Origin of the sequence: Streptomyces bobili, from assembly GCF_002154575.1 — a bacterium.
GTDB classification, from domain to species: Bacteria; Actinomycetota; Actinomycetes; order Streptomycetales; family Streptomycetaceae; genus Streptomyces; species Streptomyces bobili.
Genome location: NZ_MUBA01000183.1, coordinates 1 through 19901, shown reverse-complemented (window position 1 = coordinate 19901; position 19901 = coordinate 1). Strand labels below are relative to the sequence as shown.

Annotated in this window: 19 protein-coding genes and 1 pseudogene; 9 read left to right on the top strand and 11 right to left on the bottom strand. The window is 65.0% G+C overall.

Going from position 1 to position 19901, the window contains the following annotated elements; all coding sequences use genetic code 11:
* Positions 1 to 16 precede the first annotated feature (16 nt).
* A complete protein-coding gene (locus BZL64_RS15790) occupies positions 17 to 862 on the top strand; it encodes an aquaporin (RefSeq protein ID WP_425276051.1) in 846 nt (281 codons plus the stop codon).
* Positions 859 to 987, top strand: a complete 129-nt coding sequence (locus tag BZL64_RS39040) for a hypothetical protein (protein ID WP_425276050.1) — start codon at positions 859 to 861, stop codon at positions 985 to 987. The genes BZL64_RS15790 and BZL64_RS39040 overlap by 4 nt, the downstream gene beginning before the upstream one ends.
* A gap of 110 nt (positions 988 to 1097) precedes the next feature.
* Here the strand turns inward: BZL64_RS39040 and BZL64_RS15785 are convergent, their stop codons facing one another.
* Positions 1098 to 1469 carry an ArsR/SmtB family transcription factor gene (locus BZL64_RS15785; RefSeq protein WP_086769823.1) on the bottom strand — a complete coding sequence of 124 codons (372 nt, stop codon included), beginning with the start codon at positions 1467 to 1469 and terminating at the stop codon, positions 1098 to 1100.
* A 123-nt stretch (positions 1470 to 1592) separates the two neighbouring features.
* On the opposite strand from BZL64_RS15785, the gene BZL64_RS15780 reads away from it, so the two are divergent.
* Positions 1593 to 2966, top strand: a complete 1374-nt coding sequence (locus BZL64_RS15780) for an NAD(P)-binding domain-containing protein (RefSeq protein WP_208639456.1) — start codon at positions 1593 to 1595, stop codon at positions 2964 to 2966.
* A gap of 28 nt (positions 2967 to 2994) precedes the next feature.
* Positions 2995 to 3432 (top strand): ArsI/CadI family heavy metal resistance metalloenzyme, encoded by a 438-nt coding sequence (locus BZL64_RS15775; protein WP_086769821.1) that lies wholly within the window; start codon positions 2995 to 2997, stop codon positions 3430 to 3432.
* A 405-nt stretch (positions 3433 to 3837) separates the two neighbouring features.
* Here the strand turns inward: BZL64_RS15775 and BZL64_RS15770 are convergent, their stop codons facing one another.
* The 4 genes from BZL64_RS15770 to BZL64_RS39535 all read right to left on the bottom strand — a co-directional run bounded on the left by BZL64_RS15770 (position 3838) and on the right by BZL64_RS39535 (position 11142).
* The gene (locus BZL64_RS15770; protein WP_086769820.1) at positions 3838 to 4965 is read right to left on the bottom strand and encodes a three-Cys-motif partner protein TcmP; all 1128 of its coding nucleotides are present in this window, start codon (positions 4963 to 4965) and stop codon (positions 3838 to 3840) included.
* Positions 4966 to 5064: 99 nt separating this feature from the next.
* Positions 5065 to 5820 carry a DUF5131 family protein gene (locus BZL64_RS15765; protein ID WP_086769819.1) on the bottom strand — a complete coding sequence of 252 codons (756 nt, stop codon included), beginning with the start codon at positions 5818 to 5820 and terminating at the stop codon, positions 5065 to 5067.
* A gap of 316 nt (positions 5821 to 6136) precedes the next feature.
* Positions 6137 to 7633, bottom strand: coding sequence for a phospholipase D-like domain-containing protein (locus BZL64_RS15755; protein ID WP_086769818.1), 1497 nt, complete (start codon positions 7631 to 7633; stop codon positions 6137 to 6139).
* Positions 7630 to 11142 carry an AAA domain-containing protein gene (locus tag BZL64_RS39535; RefSeq protein ID WP_143663157.1) on the bottom strand — a complete coding sequence of 1171 codons (3513 nt, stop codon included), beginning with the start codon at positions 11140 to 11142 and terminating at the stop codon, positions 7630 to 7632. The genes BZL64_RS15755 and BZL64_RS39535 overlap by 4 nt, the downstream gene beginning before the upstream one ends.
* Positions 11143 to 11439: 297 nt before the next feature.
* On the opposite strand from BZL64_RS39535, the pseudogene BZL64_RS41165 reads away from it, so the two are divergent.
* Positions 11440 to 11646, top strand: a pseudogene (locus BZL64_RS41165) (amidohydrolase family protein); the annotation flags it as partial.
* 297 nt (positions 11647 to 11943) lie between these two features.
* On the opposite strand, the gene BZL64_RS15730 reads toward BZL64_RS41165, so the two are convergent.
* The 4 genes from BZL64_RS15730 to BZL64_RS15715 are packed head-to-tail and all read right to left on the bottom strand — an operon-like array spanning position 11944 to position 14305.
* A complete protein-coding gene (locus BZL64_RS15730) occupies positions 11944 to 12297 on the bottom strand; it encodes an ASCH domain-containing protein (RefSeq protein ID WP_086769816.1) in 354 nt (117 codons plus the stop codon).
* The gene (locus tag BZL64_RS15725) at positions 12294 to 13415 is read right to left on the bottom strand and encodes a hypothetical protein (RefSeq protein ID WP_086769815.1); all 1122 of its coding nucleotides are present in this window, start codon (positions 13413 to 13415) and stop codon (positions 12294 to 12296) included. Before BZL64_RS15725 ends, BZL64_RS15730 begins: the two co-directional genes overlap by 4 nt.
* Positions 13416 to 13460: 45 nt before the next feature.
* Entirely contained in the window at positions 13461 to 13889 is a 429-nt protein-coding gene (locus tag BZL64_RS15720) for a hypothetical protein (RefSeq protein WP_086769814.1), read from the bottom strand.
* A complete protein-coding gene (locus BZL64_RS15715; protein ID WP_244205353.1) occupies positions 13889 to 14305 on the bottom strand; it encodes a hypothetical protein in 417 nt (138 codons plus the stop codon). Before BZL64_RS15715 ends, BZL64_RS15720 begins: the two co-directional genes overlap by 1 nt.
* A gap of 119 nt (positions 14306 to 14424) precedes the next feature.
* On the opposite strand from BZL64_RS15715, the gene BZL64_RS15710 reads away from it, so the two are divergent.
* From BZL64_RS15710 to BZL64_RS15695, 4 genes are read left to right on the top strand one after another with little or no spacing between them, the layout of a single operon-like run.
* A complete protein-coding gene (locus tag BZL64_RS15710; RefSeq protein WP_086769812.1) occupies positions 14425 to 15468 on the top strand; it encodes a helix-turn-helix domain-containing protein in 1044 nt (347 codons plus the stop codon).
* A complete protein-coding gene (locus BZL64_RS15705) occupies positions 15465 to 16154 on the top strand; it encodes a YdcF family protein (RefSeq protein WP_086769811.1) in 690 nt (229 codons plus the stop codon). The genes BZL64_RS15710 and BZL64_RS15705 overlap by 4 nt, the downstream gene beginning before the upstream one ends.
* 28 nt (positions 16155 to 16182) lie before the next feature.
* Positions 16183 to 16908: a WbqC family protein gene (locus BZL64_RS15700; protein ID WP_086769810.1), complete on the top strand. Its 726-nt coding sequence runs from the start codon at positions 16183 to 16185 to the stop codon at positions 16906 to 16908.
* On the top strand, positions 16905 to 17459 hold the full coding sequence (locus BZL64_RS15695) for a flavoprotein (RefSeq protein WP_086769809.1): 555 nt from the start codon (positions 16905 to 16907) through the stop codon (positions 17457 to 17459). The genes BZL64_RS15700 and BZL64_RS15695 overlap by 4 nt, the downstream gene beginning before the upstream one ends.
* Here BZL64_RS15695 and BZL64_RS15690 read toward each other — a convergent pair whose 3' ends face one another.
* Together BZL64_RS15690 and BZL64_RS15685 are read right to left on the bottom strand one after the other, a co-directional pair.
* Positions 17460 to 19160 carry a relaxase/mobilization nuclease domain-containing protein gene (locus BZL64_RS15690; RefSeq protein ID WP_086769808.1) on the bottom strand — a complete coding sequence of 567 codons (1701 nt, stop codon included), beginning with the start codon at positions 19158 to 19160 and terminating at the stop codon, positions 17460 to 17462. It abuts the gene before it with no gap.
* A 4-nt stretch (positions 19161 to 19164) separates the two neighbouring features.
* Positions 19165 to 19566: a plasmid mobilization protein gene (locus BZL64_RS15685; RefSeq protein WP_208639455.1), complete on the bottom strand. Its 402-nt coding sequence runs from the start codon at positions 19564 to 19566 to the stop codon at positions 19165 to 19167.
* Positions 19567 to 19901: the final 335 nt, after the last annotated feature.

The window sequence follows — 19901 nt, the reverse complement described above, 5'->3', positions numbered from 1 at the left end:
GAGTCAAGGAGTCCCGTTGACCGCCATCGAGGCCGCTGAAGCCGCTGGGCCCACCGAGCCCGCCAGAGCCGCGGAGTCCGCCACGGCCGTGGTCGTCCCGCCTCCGCCCCAGGCGTCTCCGCTGATCGCCAGGGCCGCGGCCGAGCTGATCGGCACCGCGGCTCTCGTCGCGGTCGTGGTCGGCTCCGGCATCCAGGCCACCGACCTGACCAAGGACGTCGGCCTCCAGCTGCTGGCCAACTCCACGGCCACCGTCTTCGGCCTCGGTGTCCTAATCCTGCTCCTCGGCCCGGTCTCCGGCGCGCACTTCAACCCGGTCGTCACGCTCGCCGAGTGGTGGACCGCCCGACGCGGCGGTGCCGGAGTGACACTCCGGGAGGCGGCGGCGTACGTCCCCGCCCAGATCGCCGGCGCGATCGCGGGCGCGATCCTGGCGGACGCGATGTTCGGCGAACCGCTGGTGAAGTGGTCCACGCACGACCGCTCGGCCGGGAACCTCCTCCTCGGCGAGGTCGTGGCCACGGCCGGCCTGATCCTGCTGATCTTCGGCCTGGCCCGCACCGACCGCCTCCGCTTCGCCCCCGTCGCGGTCGCCTCGTACATCGGCGCCGCGTACTGGTTCACCTCCTCCACCTCCTTCGCCAACCCGGCGGTCACCGTCGGCCGCGCCTTCACCGACACCTTCGCGGGCATCGCGCCCGGCTCGGTTCCCGGCTTCGTCGGCATGCAACTCGTCGGCGGCGTGGCCGGGCTGGCGCTGGTCGCGCTCGTCTTCATGCGCGGAGCCGAGCGAGGAGTCGAGCGCGAAGCCGAGCACCGAGGGGTGAGCGAAGCCGCCGTGCCCGCACGCCCGGCCGAATGAGCCGTACCTCGCGGGTCGTGGTGATCGGCTACGGCGACTGGACGGGACCGGCCTCGGCCACCCTGATCGGCGTGGGCCGGCCGGCGAGGGACGCGGCGCGGGCGGTGCCGGACCTGGTCGGCTGATCCGGGCTGTGGCGGACCTGCTCGGCTGATCCGGGCGGAGGTCCGTCGGCCGATCCGGGGCGGAGGCCGTCAGCCGGAGGTCGTCAGTCCGACGTCTTCAGTCGGAGGCGTCAGCCGGCGATCTTCAGCATCTGCCCCATCGCGGCCACCACGGACGGCTCCACCCGGTAGTACACCCAGGTGCCGCGGCGTTCGGAGGTGAGCAGTCCGGCCTCGCGCAACTTCTTCAGGTGGTGGGAGACGGTGGGCTGGGAGACGCCGACGTCGGAGATGTCGCAGACGCACGCCTCGCCGCCCTCGTGCGAGGCGACCAGCGAGAACAGGCGCAGCCGCACCGGATCGCCGAGGGCCTTGAACATCCCGGCGGTGCGCTCGGCCTCGTCGGCGGTCAGCGGCCGTTCGGTCAGTGGCGGGCAGCAGGGCACCGCGACCTCGGCGGCCGGCTCGCGCTCCAGCAGGGGCAGTGCCTTGGCATTCGACATACATCTATGTTGACACATGTCGAAGTAATCGAGGGTGGGTGTAGGCGTCCAAGAATTCGATAGCTGTCTATGTTGACGTCTGTCGATACAGGTGGGACTCTGGCGGAGCAAGGAGATCGACGGATGTCGAAACAAAGCCAAAGGGGAATCGTCGTGAGCGCGTCCAACACCGGCCACCTGCCCGTAGTGGTCGTCGGAGCAGGCCCGATCGGCCTGGCCGCAGCCGCCCGCCTCGTCGAGCGCGGTCTGGAACCGCTGGTCCTGGAGGCCGGCCCGTCCGCCGCCACGGCCGTGCGGGGCTGGGCGCACGTGCGCCTCTTCTCGACCTGGGCCGAGGTCACCGACCCGGCCGCCGAGAAGCTGCTCGCCCCGACCGGGTGGGTGCGCCCCGACGCCGCCGCCTATCCCACGGGCGGCGACTGGGCCGAGCGCTACCTCCAGCCGCTGGCCGACGTCCTCGGCGACCGGGTCCGCTACGACGTGACAGTCACCGGTGTGGCCCGCGCGGGCCGGGACCGCATCGTCGACGCGGGCCGCGAGGAGCAGCCGTTCACCGTGCACCTGCGCACCGCCGACGGTCACGAGGAGCGGATCACCGCCCGCGCGGTCATCGACGCCTCCGGCACCTGGTCGACCCCCAGCTCGATGGGCGCCAACGGTCTCCCCGCCCTCGGCGAGAAGTCGGCGGCCGGCCACATCTCCTACCGCGTCCCGAACCTCGACGACCCGGCCGTACGCGCCCGGTACGCGGGCAGACGCACCGCGGTGGTCGGCTCCGGCGCCTCCGCCTTCACCGCCCTCGCCCACCTGGCCGACCTGGCGAAGCAGGAGGCCGGCACCCACGCGGTGTGGATCCTGCGCCGCGGTATCGGCGCCGGCACCTACGGCGGGGGCGAGGCCGACGAACTGCCCGCCCGCGGCGCCCTCGGCCTGCGCGCCAAGGCGGCCGTCGAGGACGGCTACGCCTCCGCGGTGACCGGCTTCCGTACGGAGGCCGTCGAGCGCGACGGCGACCGCCTCGCGCTCGTCGCGGACGACGGCCGCCGCCTCGACCCGGTGGACGAGGTGATCGTCCTGACCGGGCTCCGCCCCGACCTCTCCTTCCTCTCCGAGATCCGCCTCGGCCTCGACGAACGCCTCCAGGCCCCCACCGCCCTCGCCCCGCTGATCGACCCCAACGTGCACTCGTGCGGCACGGTCTACCCGCACGGCGTGAAGGAGCTGTCCCACCCCGAACAGGGCCTCTACCTGGTCGGCATGAAGTCCTACGGCCGCGCCCCCACGTTCCTCGCCATGACCGGCTACGAGCAGGTCCGCTCCATCGCCGCGGCACTCGCGGGCGACCAGGAGGCCGCCGAGCGGGTCGAACTGACCCTGCCGGAGACCGGAGTCTGCGGCGGCGCGGGCCTGTTCGACGAACCGGGCAACGCCGAAGAGCCGGCCGGCGGCTGCTGCGCCACCCCCACCACGCTCCAGATCGGCACCGGCGGCTGCTGAACTGCCCGCCCAATCCAGGAGGTTCGCCATGACATCCCGCGTACAGCTCGCCCTCCGCGTCCCCGACCTCACCGCGTCCGTCGCCTTCTACACGAAGCTCTTCGGCACCGAGCCCGCCAAACTCCGCGACGGCTACGCCAACTTCGCCATCGCCGAGCCCCCGCTCAAGCTCGTCCTCATCGAGGGCACGGCAGGCGAGACGACCCGCATGGACCACCTGGGCGTGGAGGTCGACAGCACCGAAGCCGTCCGCACCGCCACCACCCGCCTGACCGAAGCCGGCCTGCCCACGGCCCAGGAGAACGACACCACCTGCTGCTACGCCGTCCAGGACAAGGTCTGGGTCCACGGCCCCGGCCAGGAACCCTGGGAGGTGTACGTGGTCAAGTCCGACGCCGACACCCTGACCAAGCAGCAGACGAGCCCCTGCTGTGCCACCCCGACCACCACGGAAGCCTGCTGCTGACGCCCTCCACACCAGCGGGGCCGTGACCGGAACGGGGGACCGGTCACGGCCCCGCAGCCCTGACGGGGCGAGTCAAGCAGTGCCGGCACCAGCGCCGGAACCGGAGCACCAGCGGGGCCGGATCACCGACGAGCGGCTCCACAACGCGACGCCGATCTGAAAAAACCGTTCCGGAAACACCGAAACCCTCAGCTCACGGCCACACCAAGCAATAAGGCTGATGCCCCGCCTCATGCAGCCGATGCGAGAAGTCCTGCCACTCATGCAGCGAATGGGGGTGGGAGGGCGCTGACCTGGGGTTTCGCAGGGAAGTGTGCGTTGACCTGGGGAAACTCCTCTCGGTAGTTCTCACAGATCAACGCTGTTTCCCAGGCTCATGTGCCCTGGATGTGCCCTCGCGGGTTCTCACCAAAGAGCGCCTTGCTCGGCTGACGGGCGGGTAGTGGGCGGCGTCGCCGCCAGGCTCACTCGCGTATTGACGTTGATGGCACGAGGTTCCGTCGTCACGGCGCCCGCCTCACGCAGATGCCGGACGGCCTCGATCACTTGCGCGGGCCGGTAGACGGTCTCCAAGAGGGCGTATCGCTTGAGCTCTGGGATGGTTCGCCCGCCGGGGGTGTCGGAGATGAAGTCGTGCAGGATCCGTCGCAGCGGAGCCGTATCCGGTTCGAATACGAGATCAAGCATCTGCTGTTGGGTGTCCCTGGGGTCGCGGTAGCGGACGCCATACGAAGGGTCCACCTTCCACATCGCATCCTTCATCTTCTCCAGCCCCAGTTCGCGCTGGGTGCCGAAGATCAGGTAGAGCATCCTGCCGCCCTCATCGACCATCTCGAAGTACAGCGTGTGCGTGAAGCCAGCCTGGCGCAGCGTGTTCCGGTATTGCTCGCGCAGGAAGTTGAACTTGCCCGAGGGCGGCTGCTGGAAGACGCCTTGCCACTCCTGGCTTCCGAAGGCTTCGTCGCCGAGTTGGCGGTGGCCATCGTGCTTCTCGGCGAACCGGGTGAGGAAGCCGGGCTCGAAGGTCACCATCACTTCGGTGCTGGGATGGCGCCCCAGCTCCTGGAGGAGCGAGAAGGGGATGTCAGGTCCGCCGAAGCTGTCCAGCAGGACGAAGAGGGGTTTCCCCAGTGATCCGATGCCACGCAGCTTCTGTAGGAGGGCCGGGTGGAAATCTCCGTGACGGATGTCCACCGCTATTCGTTTGGTGATGTCGTCCGTTTGCCGGGAACGGACGAGCTCCATCTGGCGCTGTAACTCCTCGACGCGCCGGGCGTCCTCCTCCATGAGGATCACGCGCATACGTTTCGGGAACCTGTGCAGAGCCTCGGCGAAGACTTCGTAAGCGATGACCGGGGAGCCGGGCTCGCCCTGTTTGTAGACGCCGGCACCCGCGAAGCCTTCGGCGTAACTGATCACGTCGAGCCGTGACAGCAGAATCGGCGCCCAGGCTTCCAAGTACCGCTTCAGCAAGTCATGTTTGGCCGCCGTGTGCGGATCGCGTTCCCACACGGCATCCTTCGGTACGGCCACGATCGGTCCCCCTACTCCCGTCGGCCCCGCTGGGGAGAGGGTCACACACCGTTGCCATATGCCACCAGAGTGCGTACGGCGTCTGCTGGACTTTGGCCGTTAATGGGCTGCTACAGGCAGTCGGGACGGCATCTCGTCCCAGGTCGCTCCGTCGAGTTCGCGGCCGCCTGACTTCGGGCTGCGGCCACCCCATTGCTTGAAGAAGAAGGGCACTTCAGCGTGGTTGCAGGCGTCGCGGATGTCCACCAGCCACTCCTCCTTCACGGGTCGATGGTGGGGCCCGGACTCCCCACCGGCAATAACCCAGCCGATGCCGTCCAGCTTCAGACCGGTAAGCGGACCGAGCAGAGGCTCACAGGACAGGAAGCGCACGGCAGCGGGAACTTGTCGAAGGTCGTCGACACGGTCCAGGTGATCTGCATCTTCGACGGACACGCCCATCCACAGGTTGGAGGGCCAGTCGAGGTCGCCGGCCACACGTCGCAGCCTGCGGGCTCTCTTGGTCAGTAGCTGGTACGTGTGCTGCGGGGTCTCGGCAATCACCTGGAAGACCTGCCGGACGAAGTCCAGGGGGACCTTGGCATGGAAGAGGTCGCTCATGGAATTGACGAAGACCATTCGCGGGGCCTTCCACTGACGGGGAATGGCCAGTGCGTCAGGGTGAGGAGTGAGGCCGAAGCCCGGGCCTGATGTCCGGGGATCCCCGTCAGTCTGGTACTTGGCAACGCCCATGGCCTTGAGACGCCTGGATAACGTCAAGGCGTAGCAGTTGTCACACCCTGGGGAGATCCGGTCGCATCCTGTGGTGGGATTCCAGGTCGCCTCGGTCCACTCGATTGTGCTGCGATCGCCCATGGGTCCCCTCCCGTAGCGGGTGGGCACTGGTCATCAGCGCTTTCCCACCCAGCGCTTCGACTGCGCTGCCTAACGAGCGACGTGCCGAACTGACACGCGATCGCCCCCCATCCTTCACGTCGAACAGGTGTTCTGTGAAGGGGGTGTTGGGATCGAAAGCCGATGGGTGCCGCTCGCCGATCTCAAACGCAGCCTGCCCCAGCACCGCCGGGCTTGTGACCAGGACCAATTCGCTGCCGAGACCCGCAGGTTCTTCCATCGACGTCAACGACAGCCGGACATGGTCCGCGGCTACCTTCGGCGGCCCCCACGTCCGCTACACCCTCGAATCAGATTGTGCGCCAGCCGCATTTACCCGATCCATGTAGTCCGAACGAAGACGTTTGACCTCTTCTTCTATCGTAATCAACGTTCCCCTTTCGTCCCGGAATGGACGGTTAGGGTCGCCTCGGAACGACAACCAGTTGAAGCTAGTTACTACGGCGTAGGAGTGATCTACGATCAAAACCTTTGCGTGGGTATCGCCCAGACGGATAAATCTAAAATTCTCAAATTCGGCAGCCAAGCTTTGAAGCTTCTTCTCTACAGCCCTGTCGCGCTCATTAACGGACTTCCCATCATCAATTCCGTATCCGATCACGACTGCGACGTCTGACTCCAGTAGCCTCCGGACACTCTTAATGAAACGATCGTTGACTACTGCCGCTCGAATCCACGGCGAGATGATCAATAGCTGCTCTTGAGCCGTGTTAAGGGCGTCAACAAGCAGCGGTGCGTGCTCGTGCACCTCAAGTACGCGCACGGGGATACGCTTCAGCGTGACCTCTGCATCGTCTAGACGCTTGGCTACACCAGTTGCTAGATCGACCAGTTGCTCCCTCTTCTCAACGGATGCACTTTCGGCCTGTTCTTCCAAACTGGAGAGTTGAACTCGAAAATTCTCCGTTGTTCTCCTGATTGCTTCAACCTCGGCATCATCCGCGCGTTGCTTGATAAGTTCTTCACCAAGCAGCGCATCGACCACGGGATCGACGTCCCTCAGCGACCCAACAATGCCAAGCTTGCGCAGACCCTCTGCTTTCGCGAAAGCTAGATCGTGCTCCTCGCTGACCCTGCCATCGATTGCAAATTGGACATAAATTTCTTCGGAGCGATCAACTGATTCGAAAATAAGAGCAAGCGCACGCACAAAGAACTTCTCCCTCTTCCCATCGAGGGTCATTACTGTGAGTAGATCATGTTGGGCAGTCTCCGTGATGCGGCGAAGAACTGATGCAACACCGGAGGTATCCTCTGGGCTCACCGTCGGAGGATCCGCGGGAAAGGCGGGAATCTCCAAGATATCCAAATCCCTCAGATCCCGAGGGCGCCAGCGCATGGATTTCTCGATAAAGACGTATTTTCGCGTCAGACCATCGTATGCCATCCGGAGTGTTCGCTCTTCAGGGGTGATATCTGTGAGCTCTTTTGCAGCTCTCTTACCGCGGTCAGAAAGAACATAGTGAACCGGCTGCGCATTGCTTCTGCCGGCAACGGCAATAATGTGACCTGAGACGACAAGCCGCCCCATGGCTGCATCGACGACCTCCACAGGAAGTACGAGAAATCCTGCGATGTCATCGCTTACGGAGAGTCCAGCCTCGATGCTGCGCAAGATGAACTCGTCGAGAACGCTTAGCGACTTCTTTTTCAGGAGCCTGCAGCGAATAGGGACATCCCAATGAGGTAGGCCCACCTCTCTGTAAGTCACCAGCCTATATCCGGGACGCTTGGACAATCTCCGGACAGTCTCCTCGACGGGGAATTCACTCATTCTTTCGCCGCCGTTTCAATAGTGCAGTCGTTGGAGCGAACCATGTAATTATAGATTCGATACAAAGGGTTGACGGAATCTGGAGACGATTCAATGAAGCCGGCGTCACCTACAATTACAAGTCCATCTCGCGCGCGAGACACAGCGACATTCACGCGCTCCTCGCTCCGAAGAAACCCTAGTTCCCCATTGTCATTCGATCTCGTGATACTAAAGATGGCGATATCGGCTTCTTGTCCCTGATATGAATCTACAGTTGCGACCTTAACTTTCAGTAGCGATCGTCCCAGTTCGCCACCAGCGAGAGTTTCGGTAATCTCGCGCCTTTGCGCTTCGTAGCCTGTTAGGACAGCAACGCTCAAGTAACCTGACTGCTGCTGCTCTGCAACCCACTGAAGGCGATCTAGCACCCCAGCGATTACGCGGGCCTCACCCTTGTTGCGCATACTTTTCCCGGAACGGCTCTCCCGCTTGTCTGGCCGCTTACGTGTATCCATCCAAACGACAGCGGTACCCAAGGCCATCTCTACAACAGGTGACAGTCTTCGAGTTTCTGAAGTAAGCCGACCGTCATAGAAGGTTTTACTCACCAGCTGGCCGATAGCAGGGTACATACGGTGCTGATGTGTCAGGGAAAATTTACATGAATCAGGTAGACGCTCGGAAAGAACCGAGAAGAGCGTTTCACGAATCTGTTCCCGCGTGAGATTAAATTGGTCCAGGAGGGAAGGCGCTTCCAGGGTTTGCTCGACAAAGGGAGGTAGTTGGCGGTTATCCCCCACAAGTACCCACCGACGGCTAGCTGCCAAGGGAACAAGAGACTCAGTGGTTGTGGCCTTCGATGCCTCATCGATGATGCACAAATCAAACTGCATTGAATCGGCTCCCGGAACGCCCATTAGTCCGACGCAGGTAGCCGCCACAACCTGTGCGCGAGCTATGAGTACAGCCGTGAAATCCTTGCTTCTGCCGAAGCGTTCTTCCCAGTCAGAGGCAATGGCCTGAAGATTCGTCAAACGTGGATCATCAACGGCAGATCGAGATAGGGCCGACTTGATAAGGTCTTCGGTTGAGATATTGCTATCCTTCCCCATCTCCTCAATTAGGATCCGACGAGCGGTTTCGCGATGATTAATCTGAACTTGAAGATCCTCACGCCATTCTCCAAGTCGGGCTTCCATCTCGACGAGATTCTCGCCAAGTGGTCCGCCTGTTTCCAGACGAGAAGCGAGATCCAGCCCGATCTGGATGAACTGTTCAGCTGCTGCAGCGAGCTCAGTCCCAGATCCGTTTTGTGCAGCGCTCTCGACGGTCGATGCCATATCGAGGATTGGTCCAGCCATGGAGTTTATGCGCTCGATTTCTTGTACCAACGCGCGTCGACTGCTTTGCTCACTATCTAGTTGAGATTCCAGCTCCAGCGCCCGCTCTTGACGGCGCTGCAATTCGAGTGCTGAGTTTTTTAGATCTGTAGCGTCGAGGTCGATTCCGAGGCGCGCGGCATATTCCTTAATGAATTCTCGACTCGCGTTTAGGACAGAAGTTCGCCACTTGTCCATTTGTGGAATAATGGACAATGGCTCAACATCTTGAGCAAGCCTGTCTGAACGTCCCAGTCGAAGCAGGGTAGCCGTGGGTTCCAATTCTTGAATGCGCAGCAATGCATTGTCCAGTGCAATGTGAGTTTGTGAGGTAAGTACGATCCTCGACTGGGGATTGCTTCGGAGATGCTGTGCTACAAGTTCGGCAATAAAGGTCGTCTTGCCAGTTCCTGGAGGTCCTTGAACAAGTAGAAAATCGCGAGCGCCCAGCGAGGCCGCTACCGCTTCCTTTTTGGCTTCGTCGAGATTCGCTTGTGCGTAGTGACCGATCTCAACAGGCTGCGGCGTAGTGCTCTTGCGTGGATCCAGAAGAATATCTCGCAGATCCGGGCGTGTGGATTTTCGATTTACGATCTGATCCAGCGCATCGCGCTCCCTCTTGAGTTTGGATTTAGATGCCTCTGAATCGAACTCGAGTGTGCCGTGCCTAGGTAGTTCGGCGGCATTTCCTTTAGTGATGTAAAGAATGGCTTCGTTATTTTCGACCCCTTCAACTTCACCAAATAGAACTCGGCGATTGCCGGAACGGACGAGCCTCGACTCTCCAGGCTCCAATCCTGAACCATCGGCCACCGTGAACCGAACTCTGTTCCCATCACGGCGAAACTTGTCGTAGGTGACCCGAGTTCCTCGTCCGTTCTCAAGGAAGAACTTGGCATTGAGGGTTGAGCGCCAATCCGAGAAGGCTCCTTCCTCAGCAGAGAGGATCTGAGACTCTGCTCTCTCAGCATCCCTCTCAGTGACCATTTCCATCTGGTTAGCGAGCTCGCTGGCTGCTCTGACTGGATCCGTGGGGACGCTGAGGCGTAGCTTTACCTTTGGGCGGTGCCAATTGGCTCTTGCGAATTCAAGAAGCTGTGCTGGCGCTCTCTGAATGCGAAATACTCGAAGGATGCCTTGGCGCGTTCGATGGGGCTGAGTGCGGAGGATGTACGTTTGTCCCGCGATCTGCAAGTCGGGAACAGCACCGACGCGAGCATCATAGGACAGTGCGCCAACGGCAGCAATGTCTTCTAGGATCTGCTCCTTGGTTGCATTATTTTGATACTGCTTGCGAAATGCCTCTATGGTTGAATTTGGAAGATCCAGGAACAGCTCAATTTCTGGATTTCTCCGTTGCTCTCTGGCGTCTTGAATTACTGACAGTTGGGCACGGAGAACCCCGGCACTTTCGGCGCGTTCTTCTGTATTATTTGACAGGCATGGGGCTAGTGTTGAATAAATTTCTGGGGGCAGATCTAGCGTCTCAAAGCTGGCTCGTACTGCCGTTTCGTCAGCAGGGATTTGTCCAGATAGGCAGACAATGGCTAGGACCGTAAAGGAGTAGATATCGTAAGCGGCTGTTGGAGTTCTGGTTCCGCGTTCATCGGGGGCATAAGGGATTGTGCCCAAAGGTGCCATAGTTTGCCCAAGGCTTACGGTTTCTGCGAGCCTCGTGGTTCCGAAATCTGCAACCTTGAAGCGCCCATTTTCTGAAACGAGGATGTTCTCTGGCTTAATGTCGCGGTGGACGAAACCTTCTGAGTGAATTACCTCCAGGCCGGATAGGATATCTCTTGCAATCGGCCAGAAATCGTCCCAGCCTTCAATTTTTAGGGTTTCGAGCCCGTCAAGGAGATCTTTTTCGAGCCATTCGAAGACCAGATAGGGAGCGCCATCGTCGCAACGCCCCCAATCAATCATTCGAGCCAGGTTCGGGTGGTCCCCGAGAGCTTGGTAGGCGCTTAGCTCGTTAGTCCATGCCGCCTTCAGAACGCGATCGTCAAGAATCCGGGAAGGGTTGAATACTTTAACTGCGACAGTTCTGTTATCGTTTTCAAGATCCACAGACTTAAACAACTTCGCATGCCCGCCCTCGCCCGTGGGAGTGTCAGGCAAAGCGAAGCGCTGACCAATGATGATCGGCAACGTTGGTTCCTCCCGCTCGAATGTCGCTGCCCAGCACCCCTTGGGGACGGGCGTCCGGGGATGCCACGTCTCGGTGGGGCACGCTCAGTTGTACAACAGTCACTCAGCCAGTGTGTGGGCTTATGGACACTTAGCCGGCGCGGAGGCAGAAGATGCGCGGCACCGAGGCCACCAGCATGGACACAGTCGCCCGGGAGCTGGAGTTGGCGGCCGAACTCGGCCTGCGCACCAGCCTGCACGTGGACGTTGTAGGCGGGGCCGTCGCCGCTCTGAGCGAGCACGGTCTACTGCGAGAAGATGGGGTTCGGATCGCCGATGACCGGCCGGGCGCTGGCCGCCGGCCTGCGCTCCCGCGACTTGCTCGCCTTCACCACCGTCGACGCCGCCCCCTTCCGCGGACTCGACGCCCGAACGGGCAGCATCACCCCCAGCAAGGACGCCGACGTCATCCTGCTGCGCACCGACGGCCTGACCGTCTTCCCCGCCACCGATCCTGCCGCCACCATCGTCAGCCACGGCCACTCTGGCATGGTCGACACCGTCCTCGTCGCCGGCCGCATGGTCAAACGCGACGGCGTGCTGGTGGACGTCGACCTGCCGGCGCTGCGGACCCGGCTGCTCGCATCACGCGACCGGATCGCGGCAGCCGCCAACATTCCACTCGACGGCCACATGGCGTCCGCAGCCGGTATCGGAGTAAGCGGCCTCGACTTCGAGAGGGTTCGATTCGCTGCTCGATACCGAGCGAACCCGGCTCTGCCCGGCACGTCAATCGCCTTGGCGTCGCCTGGAGTTCAAAGATCAGCCGAGAAGCGCGATGTGGATGGCCAGGGTGCCGAGTGCTTCCTTGTCGGGCGGGTAGATGGCGCGGATGTTGGTGAGTTGCTCGTCGCGGGTGGCGTTGGGGTTGACATTGGTGGGCCCCTCGCCGTCCAGCAGCGCTTCGAAGTTCGGGTACTCGCTGACCCGCTTGACGTTGACCTCGCAGGTCTCGTCGGTGCCCTTAATACGGAAGCGGATGGTGTCGCCGGCGGCGAGGTCTGCGAGGTGGGGGTACTTGACGCGTACCTCGATGGTCTTCTCGCCTGATGCGACGAGGTCGAAGTACTGGCGGTAGAGGTTGAGTTCGCGGACGCGGCCGGTGGTGTTGCTCATGGGGCGGGAATGCTCCTGGGCGCTGGTGCGGTGATCAGGCGGCCGATCTCGGCTGCGGAGTACGAGCGGAAGAAGTGACGGGGGTCGGACAGCATTGTCTCGGTCATGGCCAGCAGTTGGTCGGCGTACTGGGTGACGGTGCCGGGCCACTCCCGGGTGTCGAGCATCCAGTGGGCGGCTCCCTCGGGCAAGGGGGCATGGCCTGCGCGGATGAGGGACTTGGAGAGTTTCGCGCCGGTGTCGGTGACGACCTGTGGGCAGAACAGTCGGGCGGGTAACTGGGCACGGGTGAGGCCGACGGCCTGGAGGGCTTCGTCGACCAGGAGGGAGCCGAAGACCCAGTCGCCGCCCTTGACCATGACGTACAGGGTTTCCCGGCTCGGTGTGCTGGTGAGGGTGAGTTCCTTGACCAGGTTGCGGTACAGAGTCGCCAGGTCGAGGTAGGCGCCGGCGGCGGGCGTGATGCTGGCTCGGTAGGGGCCGTGGTGGAGACAGACCGCGGAGACAGCGGCGGTTTCCCGGTCGGTGAGGAGGACGCTGGTGCGTTCGGCGTGCTTCTCGGCCCAGCCGCAGCCGTGGTGGGGGCACGGGACTCGGAGGTGTGGGGTGCCGGTGGAGGGGGCCAGCCACCAGCGGGCTGCGTCGATGCGGGGGAGGAGCCGTAGCCAGGTGCGGCGGAAGTGTTCGCCGGCTTGTTGCTGGGTGTAGGTCTCGACGCGGTGGGGGATGCCCAGGCGCCGGGACAGGACCGTGAACAGGGGTTGGTATAGCGCGGTGACGAGGTCGGTCAGGGCCTTCTCGCCGAGGGCCTGGGCGTAGGCGCGCTGGTAGCGATGTCCGCTGGCTGGGTCTGTGGCCAGTTCGTACGGGGCGTTGTCGAGGGCGCTGAAGACGACCGTGGTGGGGATGCCGAAGCGGTCGCGCAGGCGGGCGGCCATGGCGAAGGCGAGGGACTGGACGAGCGAGGTGCCGATGTGCGGGGCGCCGTTGATCTGAGTACCGACGACCAGCACGATCCGCTCGGGTGGGGTGGCCAGGATGCGCGGGGTCAGGACGTCCTCTGCGCGGAGAAGTGCGTTGGCGAGGACGGTGTTCGGTGAGACGGGGTGGGTCGTCATAGGTGTCCCCTTGAGGTTGGGGTAGAGGGGGCATCGGCCCGAGTTCTAGAGGGGGACGTCGGTATGCGTTTCGTCCTTGGCCGCGGTGACGTACGGGTGCTGGAGCGCGGCACGGAGGGCGTCTGTGTCGGTGAGGGTGTCGTCGTCAGGCAGCTCGAACCATCCGCCGAACCAGTCGTCGAGCAGCTCCAGGCCGGGGGCGACGAGCCAGGAGTTGGTGGAGAGGTGTCGTACCGGCAGATCGTCCCAGCTGGCTGCGGAGCCGGTTGGGACGGCGTAGTAGAGACGCCCGTTGGGCCTGTCATAGAGCACGGGGCCGACGGAGGTGCCAGTGCCGCGCAGGTAGGCCAGAGCCAAGAGACCGATCTCGGCGGAGGTGCGCACCACGTCCCAGCCGTCGCCGATCTTCAGCAGCCGCAGTCCCGGCACCTCGTTCACCATGGGTGCGCTTCGCAACGCGTTACGCACGGACATCACACATCTCCCTGCCGCCGAAGGCTATGGCTCGTGCTGAGTGACGAGGCGGATCGCGTGGTCGGCGTGAGGGGGCGGACCACGATCAGACGAGCGCCTGCTGTCGTTATCTGCCGCTTGCGCTCGGCACCGAGGCCCTTCGGGCCGAGGTGGCTGAGAGAGGGAACCACGGCCCCGTAGGCATCTGGAAGGTCGAGCGCGTCGAGCAGACCGACGAAGGCGGGGGAGCGGATGATCACTGTGGCGTCGCGCTCGGTGAAGACGCCGCACAGCGTCAGTTCGTGCTGGTCGCAGTATTCGGTGAGGCAGTCGACGAGCGCCGTATGGCGGGACACTGCGCCGGTGACGTGGCGCAGGTAGCCGAAGACCTGAGGGAAGGCGACGGAGCGGCGTTCGGTGATGAGGTCGTCGTCCATGCCCACAGCGTCGGCCGTCGTGAACGGCCTCGAAATGACCTGCTGTTGTACTTCCGTTGCACTTCGCGCCCCACGTCGTCACCGACAGTGCTTCCATACGTGACGGAGGGAGGTCATCCGTGATCAGCGTGCAGCAATGGACGGGTCGGGAGGCGAGCGCCCTGCGCGCCGCGTTGCGAATGAGCACGCGCGCGTTCGCCGAGCACCTCGGTGTCGCGCTGCGCACGGTCGCGAAGTGGGAGAGCCTCGGCGCGGAGACGCAGCCCCGCCCGGACACCCAGGCCATCCTCGACACTGCGCTCGCACGGGCGGATTCCGCCGCCCAATCCCGGTTCGAGGCAGTGCTGTTCCCTGAGCGGAAGAGCGCGCGGCCGGCGGACTACGAGACGTGGACCGAGGACATCGAGCGCGCTGTCGTCTGCATCAGCCGCCAGGACTTCCCTTTCGCCTCAACCCTATTGAACCGCTGGCTGGCCAGCCGTGCACCCCAGCAGCTGGACGACAAGGGCCTCTATTTGTACGGCCGTTCCCTGGTGCTCCTTGGCGACCTCCAGCGCGATCAGGGCGCAATCCTCGGCCCACTCTCAGCCCGCCACTCCTACCTCAGCGCCCGCGGCATGTTCACCGAGCTCGACATCCCGCGCCGGGTCGCCCAGATCGAGCTGTCCCTCGCTGTCGTCCAGGAGATGTCCGGCCATCTGGAATCCTCCGCCCGCCACTACGAACTCCTCGCTGCGGACGAGCGGTTGAGCTTGCGTGACCGTGCCAGGGCGCGGCTCTGGGTGGGTACGGCGCTGAGCAAGGAGGGCGACAACGAATACGCCACCGGTGTCATGGTCGAGGCCACTCGCTCCTTCGAGGACCTGGGCGAGCCGGAGGACTGGTCGGTCGCCCACCAGAAGCTGGCCCTGGCCCACCGCGGCGCCGGCGACCTGAAGCAGGCCCTGCACTACATCGACATCGCGCGGACCACCGGCACGGTCGACTCCCCGATGCAACGGGTGCGGTTGGACACCGCATACGGGCACATCCTTCTGTCGGATGCGGCGACCCGCAATGATGGGCTGTCCGTCCTCGATCAGGCGGCACAGGTGGCCCGCCAGTACGGGCTGAGCCACCAGCTGCGCAGCATCGAGGGCATCCGCAAGGACCAGCAGGGATGAGCCAGGGAGTGCCAGTGCCGGAGCACGAGCAGCGCCAGATCACCGATGAGCAGTTCCATGACGCGACGCTGATCTGGAACTACCACCAGATGGGCCACGAGCAGCGGCCCTGCTCGGCGGCGATCGGCCTGGGCAGCCACGACCTCGAGGTGGCCACCGCGGCTGCCGATCTGTACCGCGCCGGCCTCTTCCCGGTCGTGGTGTTCAGCGGCGGCAACAGTCCCACCACCCGGGCCCGTTTCCCGCGCGGCGAGGCGGTGCACTACCGCGAGCATGCGCTGAGTCTGGGTGTGCCGGACGAGGCGATCCTGGTCGAGCCGAAGGCGGCCAACACCGGCCAGAACATCACCTTCTCCCGCGAGCTGCTGGCCGAGGCCGGCATCGCAGTGGAGTCGCTGCTGCTGATCTCCAAGCCGTACATGGAGCGCCGCTCGTACGCGACGTGCCGCAAGCTGTGGCCCGAGGCGGAGGTTGTCTGCGCCTCCGAGCCACTGGAGTTGGACGACTACATCAAGTCCATCGGCGACGAGAAGCTCGTCGTCGACATGCTCGTCGGCGACCTGCAACGGGTGATCGAGTACCCGAAGCTCGGCTTCGCCGTCGAGCAGGACGTACCGGGGGATGTGTATGACGCTTACGAGCGCCTTCTGCGCGACGGATTCGACAGCCGCCTCATCGGCACCTGACCCGTCCCACGCCGGTTCGCCGGGCGGGGTGTGCGCGATCCACCAACCGAACCTGTTCCCGCGGCTGTCCACGGTGGCGAAGCTGTACGCCGCCGACCGGTGGATCGTCCTCGACGACGTCCAGTTCGCCCGGCGCGACTACCAGCACCGGGCTCGTCTGGCGGCCCTGGATGAGCCCGCTCGGCAGCAGTGGCTCACGCTCCCGACCCGCCTTCCTCATGGGCGCCAGACACCGATCGGCCAGGCACGGCTCGCCGAACCCGGCCGATCCCGTCGCACCGCCAGCCTGTTGACACGCCAGTACTACGGCCGCAGCCGCTACTGGCCCGCGGTGCGCGAAGTCCTGGACGCGGTTCTCGATCAGTTCGAGGACACCGACCGTGTATCCGACGTTGCCAAGGCGTCGACGGTCGCCCTGCTCACCACGTTGGGCTGGAGCGGCGAGATACTGCGCAGCAGCGCGATTCCGACCCGGGCGGGTCGGTCTGAGAGACTCGCCGACCTCGCCGCGGCCACCAGCAGCACCCACTACCTCTGCGGCACGGGCGGCTGGCGCTACCTCGACACTCAGGCGTTCGATGGCCACGGCATCCAGGTGCTGTCCTTCCACACCCCTGTGGACACGGGCGACCCACTCTGGCGGTGGGCCCGCCACATCAGCAGCCTCTGGGCGCTGAGCCGGATTGGGCCGGAAGCCCTGGCTGCCATGCTGGCGGCCCAACGAGACCATCGGCTTATGGGGGGCTTCACGTGACCGAGCCGCAGGTGCCGGGCAAGAAGCCGTTCCTGTACGTCGTGGTGTGCGCGGCCGGGGTCGCCGGCGACGTCGGCAAGCTGATCACGGCAGCTCAAGAGGCAAACTGGGACGTCGGCGTGGTGGCCACTCCGCAGGGCCTGGGTTTCATCGACACGGAGGCGGTCGAGGCTCAGACCGGCTACCCGATCCGCTCGGCCTGGCGCTCGCCCGGCGATCCTCGTCCGCTGCCGCCCGCGGACGCCATCGCGGTGGCGCCGGCCACCTTCAACACGGTCAACAAGTGGGCGGCAGGGATCTCCGACACCCTTGCCCTGGGCATCCTGTGCGAGGCGTACGGCATGGGCATCCCCACCGCCGTCCTGCCGTACGTGAACTCGGCCCAGGCCGCCCATCCCGCATACCGGCAGAGCCTGGAGCGACTGCGCGAGATGGGCGTCCTGATCGGCTCGTACGAGCCGCATCGACCGAAGGCCGGCGGCGGGGCCGACCGTTACCGCTGGGAAGAGGCGCTGGATCTGCTCACTCCCAAGGTGTCCGCGCGGCCGTAATCAGCGCCGCCGTCCTGGTGGCGGCTGCGGCGCTGGAGGGGCTGCCCCCGGTTGGACAGGAGCTGCCTGGCGTGGTGTGACGCTGCGAGCCCTGGCTGCCTCCGCTTGCGGACCCGGGGCGTGGCGTTCGGCGAGGCGGCGGATGCGCCAGGTGAGTGCGCGGGCGGGGCTGTGGGCGTCGTCCAGGGTGCGCTGGCTAAGCGCCTGGTCGAGGACGGTGGCCGGGTTGTGTCCTGCTGCTTCAGCCTCGGCGAGCACAGTGGCGAGGGCGTCCCAGGCCGAGTCGGCCAGGACGCGCTCGGCGTGCTCCGGCACCGCCTCATGGAGGTGGTGGGCGAAGCGGCGCTTGGTCTGCGGGCTGGGCGCCCGGCTGGCGAGGCCGACCAGGACCGGCTCGGCGACCTGCGCGTACGCGACCTGCAGGTGGACGAGGGCTTGTTCCGCTGCTGCTTCCTGCTGGGCGTGCTGGCGGATGCGGTGCCAGTGCATCGCGTAGGCGACTGCGGTGAGCGCGACGTCCAGCAGCATCGCCAGCCCGGCACCGTCCCCGTGCCGTGTGGGGTCCTTCCAGATCGCCTGGACGCTGCGGCGCAGGACGCGTGTGCTGTCGAGGTCGGCGGCGATGCGGGAGCGGGTGGCGCGCTCGAAGACCGCCGCGGCCTGTTCGAGTTCGGCCTTCAGTGCCGCTGGTGCGGTGACGGGCAGGAGGTCCAGTGCGGCGCCGAGTGCGACCAGCTGTCCTTGACCCGTGGGGTCGTCGCCGTGGGTGAGGTGGTGGGGGATGCGTTCGGTGGCGGCGGTGGCCTGGTGCCATGGGTTGCCCGGCCGGGCGGTGACCGGTTCGGGGCTGGTGGTGGCGAGGCGTTGGCGGATCTGGGGGAGGGAGAGGTCGGGGGCGAGGGTGGAGCCGGAGTAGAAGACCGGCTCGCCCTTGTCGTTGGTGTCGCCGGGCAGGGCGAAGTTGCAGCCGAGTGTGTCGCCGGATGGGCCGCGCTTGAGGCGCACGGTCACACCCGTTGCCTCCAGCAGGGCGAAGAACTCTGTCTCATCCGCTGCGGCGGCGACGGCTCGGCGGACCCGCTGGCGCAGGACGTCACGGGTGGCAGCCTCCTGGCCCAGGCGCTTGGCCTTGAAGTGCTCTTTACTGGTGGGGCGTTTGGCGGCGGTGCCGTCGCCGGGCTTCAGCCGCCTGAGCCCGTAGTCGACCTCGATCTGGCGGGCCTCTCGCTGGACGGCGCGCTGGTCGTAATCACGCTGGGGGCGGCGGCCGTCCTGGCGGACGAGGGTGGCGGCGATGTGGATGTGGTCGTCGGCATGGCGGACGGCCACCCAGCGGCAGGCTTCCGTATCGCCTTCGGGGGCGATGCCGGCGGCGGCCACGATCCGGCGGGCGATGTCGGCCCACTGGGCGTCGGTAAGGATCGGGTCTTCGGGTGCTGCACGGACGGGGCAGTGCCACACGGTGTACTGGGGGGCCTTGTGGCCGAGCATCTTCACGGGCTGGTCGAGCTGTGCGACTAGCTGCGCCTCTACCTCCTTCGGGTCGCGGTGGGGGTTGCGGCCGGGGTCGGGGGCGAAGTCGTTCCAGGAGGCCACCAGGTGTGGGTCGACGTGCTCGTTGGCCCGGCCCTTGCCGAAGAGGTAGCCGATCGTGCGGCGCGTAGCGTGGGGCCCTTTGCCGAGGATGATCTTCGGGATCAAGGGCTCACCGCCCCTCGGTGATCTGGGCGACCGCGGTGTCCACCTCGGCGATGGATGCCTCGACGCGGTCCAGGAGCCGTTGCACGGTGTCGGGGTGGGGCCAGGCACTGTCCTTGGTGAGGTGCCACGTGAGCTGGTTGAGGTTGCTGCCGACCAAGCCGAGCTGCCCATTGGCGGCCATCAGCGTCTGCACCATGGCGCGGTAGTCGGCGACGGCTGCGGTGGGATCGTCGGCGCGGGCGGCGGCTAGCGCGCACTCGGCGACGTAGCCGCCGGGCTTCATGCGGCTCAGAACGGCGGCCTTCTGCACGAGGGCGAACTCGTCGTCGTTGTAACGGGGGTGGACGCGGCGCTCGCGCAGCTGCTTGTCACGCAGACGGCGACGCGGCGCAGGCTGTTGCGGCACGTTCGACGACGGCTCGCTGCCCCCAGTCCCGGTCGGCTCCCCTGGGCCGACCGACTCCGGTGCGCCTGCGCCGGATGCCTCCGCACCCTGCAGGGCGGGGGCCGGGTAAGGACTCCTTACCCGACAACTTGCTGCGCGTGTGACGGGGGTGCGGGGCATCTGCTTCTGGGGCATGGGGTGTTCGGGGTGCAGGTCGCGCATCGGAGTACTCCGTTGGTGAGGGGGCGGCAGGTGTGTCACGTGCGTCGCACCCGTCCCATGCCTGGTCAGGACAGGTACGGACACTCGGACAGGTACGGAGATGTCCGTCCCGGTGAGGACATCCGTCCCCGCGC

Bases quoted from the DNA above. Each gene is read 5' to 3' on its own strand.
- BZL64_RS39040 (WP_425276050.1), top strand. From the start codon at position 859: ATGAGCCGTACCTCGCGGGTCGTGGTGATCGGCTACGGCGACTGGACG.
- BZL64_RS15785 (WP_086769823.1), bottom strand. From the start codon at position 1,469: ATGTCGAATGCCAAGGCACTGCCCCTGCTGGAGCGCGAGCCGGCCGCC.
- BZL64_RS15780 (WP_208639456.1), top strand. From the start codon at position 1,593: ATGTCGAAACAAAGCCAAAGGGGAATCGTCGTGAGCGCGTCCAACACC.
- BZL64_RS15775 (WP_086769821.1), top strand. From the start codon at position 2,995: ATGACATCCCGCGTACAGCTCGCCCTCCGCGTCCCCGACCTCACCGCG.
- BZL64_RS15765 (WP_086769819.1), bottom strand. From the start codon at position 5,820: ATGGGCGATCGCAGCACAATCGAGTGGACCGAGGCGACCTGGAATCCC.
- BZL64_RS15755 (WP_086769818.1), bottom strand. From the start codon at position 7,633: ATGAGTGAATTCCCCGTCGAGGAGACTGTCCGGAGATTGTCCAAGCGT.
- BZL64_RS15730 (WP_086769816.1), bottom strand. From the start codon at position 12,297: ATGAGCAACACCACCGGCCGCGTCCGCGAACTCAACCTCTACCGCCAG.
- BZL64_RS15725 (WP_086769815.1), bottom strand. From the start codon at position 13,415: ATGACGACCCACCCCGTCTCACCGAACACCGTCCTCGCCAACGCACTT.
- BZL64_RS15720 (WP_086769814.1), bottom strand. From the start codon at position 13,889: ATGTCCGTGCGTAACGCGTTGCGAAGCGCACCCATGGTGAACGAGGTG.
- BZL64_RS15715 (WP_244205353.1), bottom strand. From the start codon at position 14,305: ATGGACGACGACCTCATCACCGAACGCCGCTCCGTCGCCTTCCCTCAG.
- BZL64_RS15705 (WP_086769811.1), top strand. From the start codon at position 15,465: ATGAGCCAGGGAGTGCCAGTGCCGGAGCACGAGCAGCGCCAGATCACC.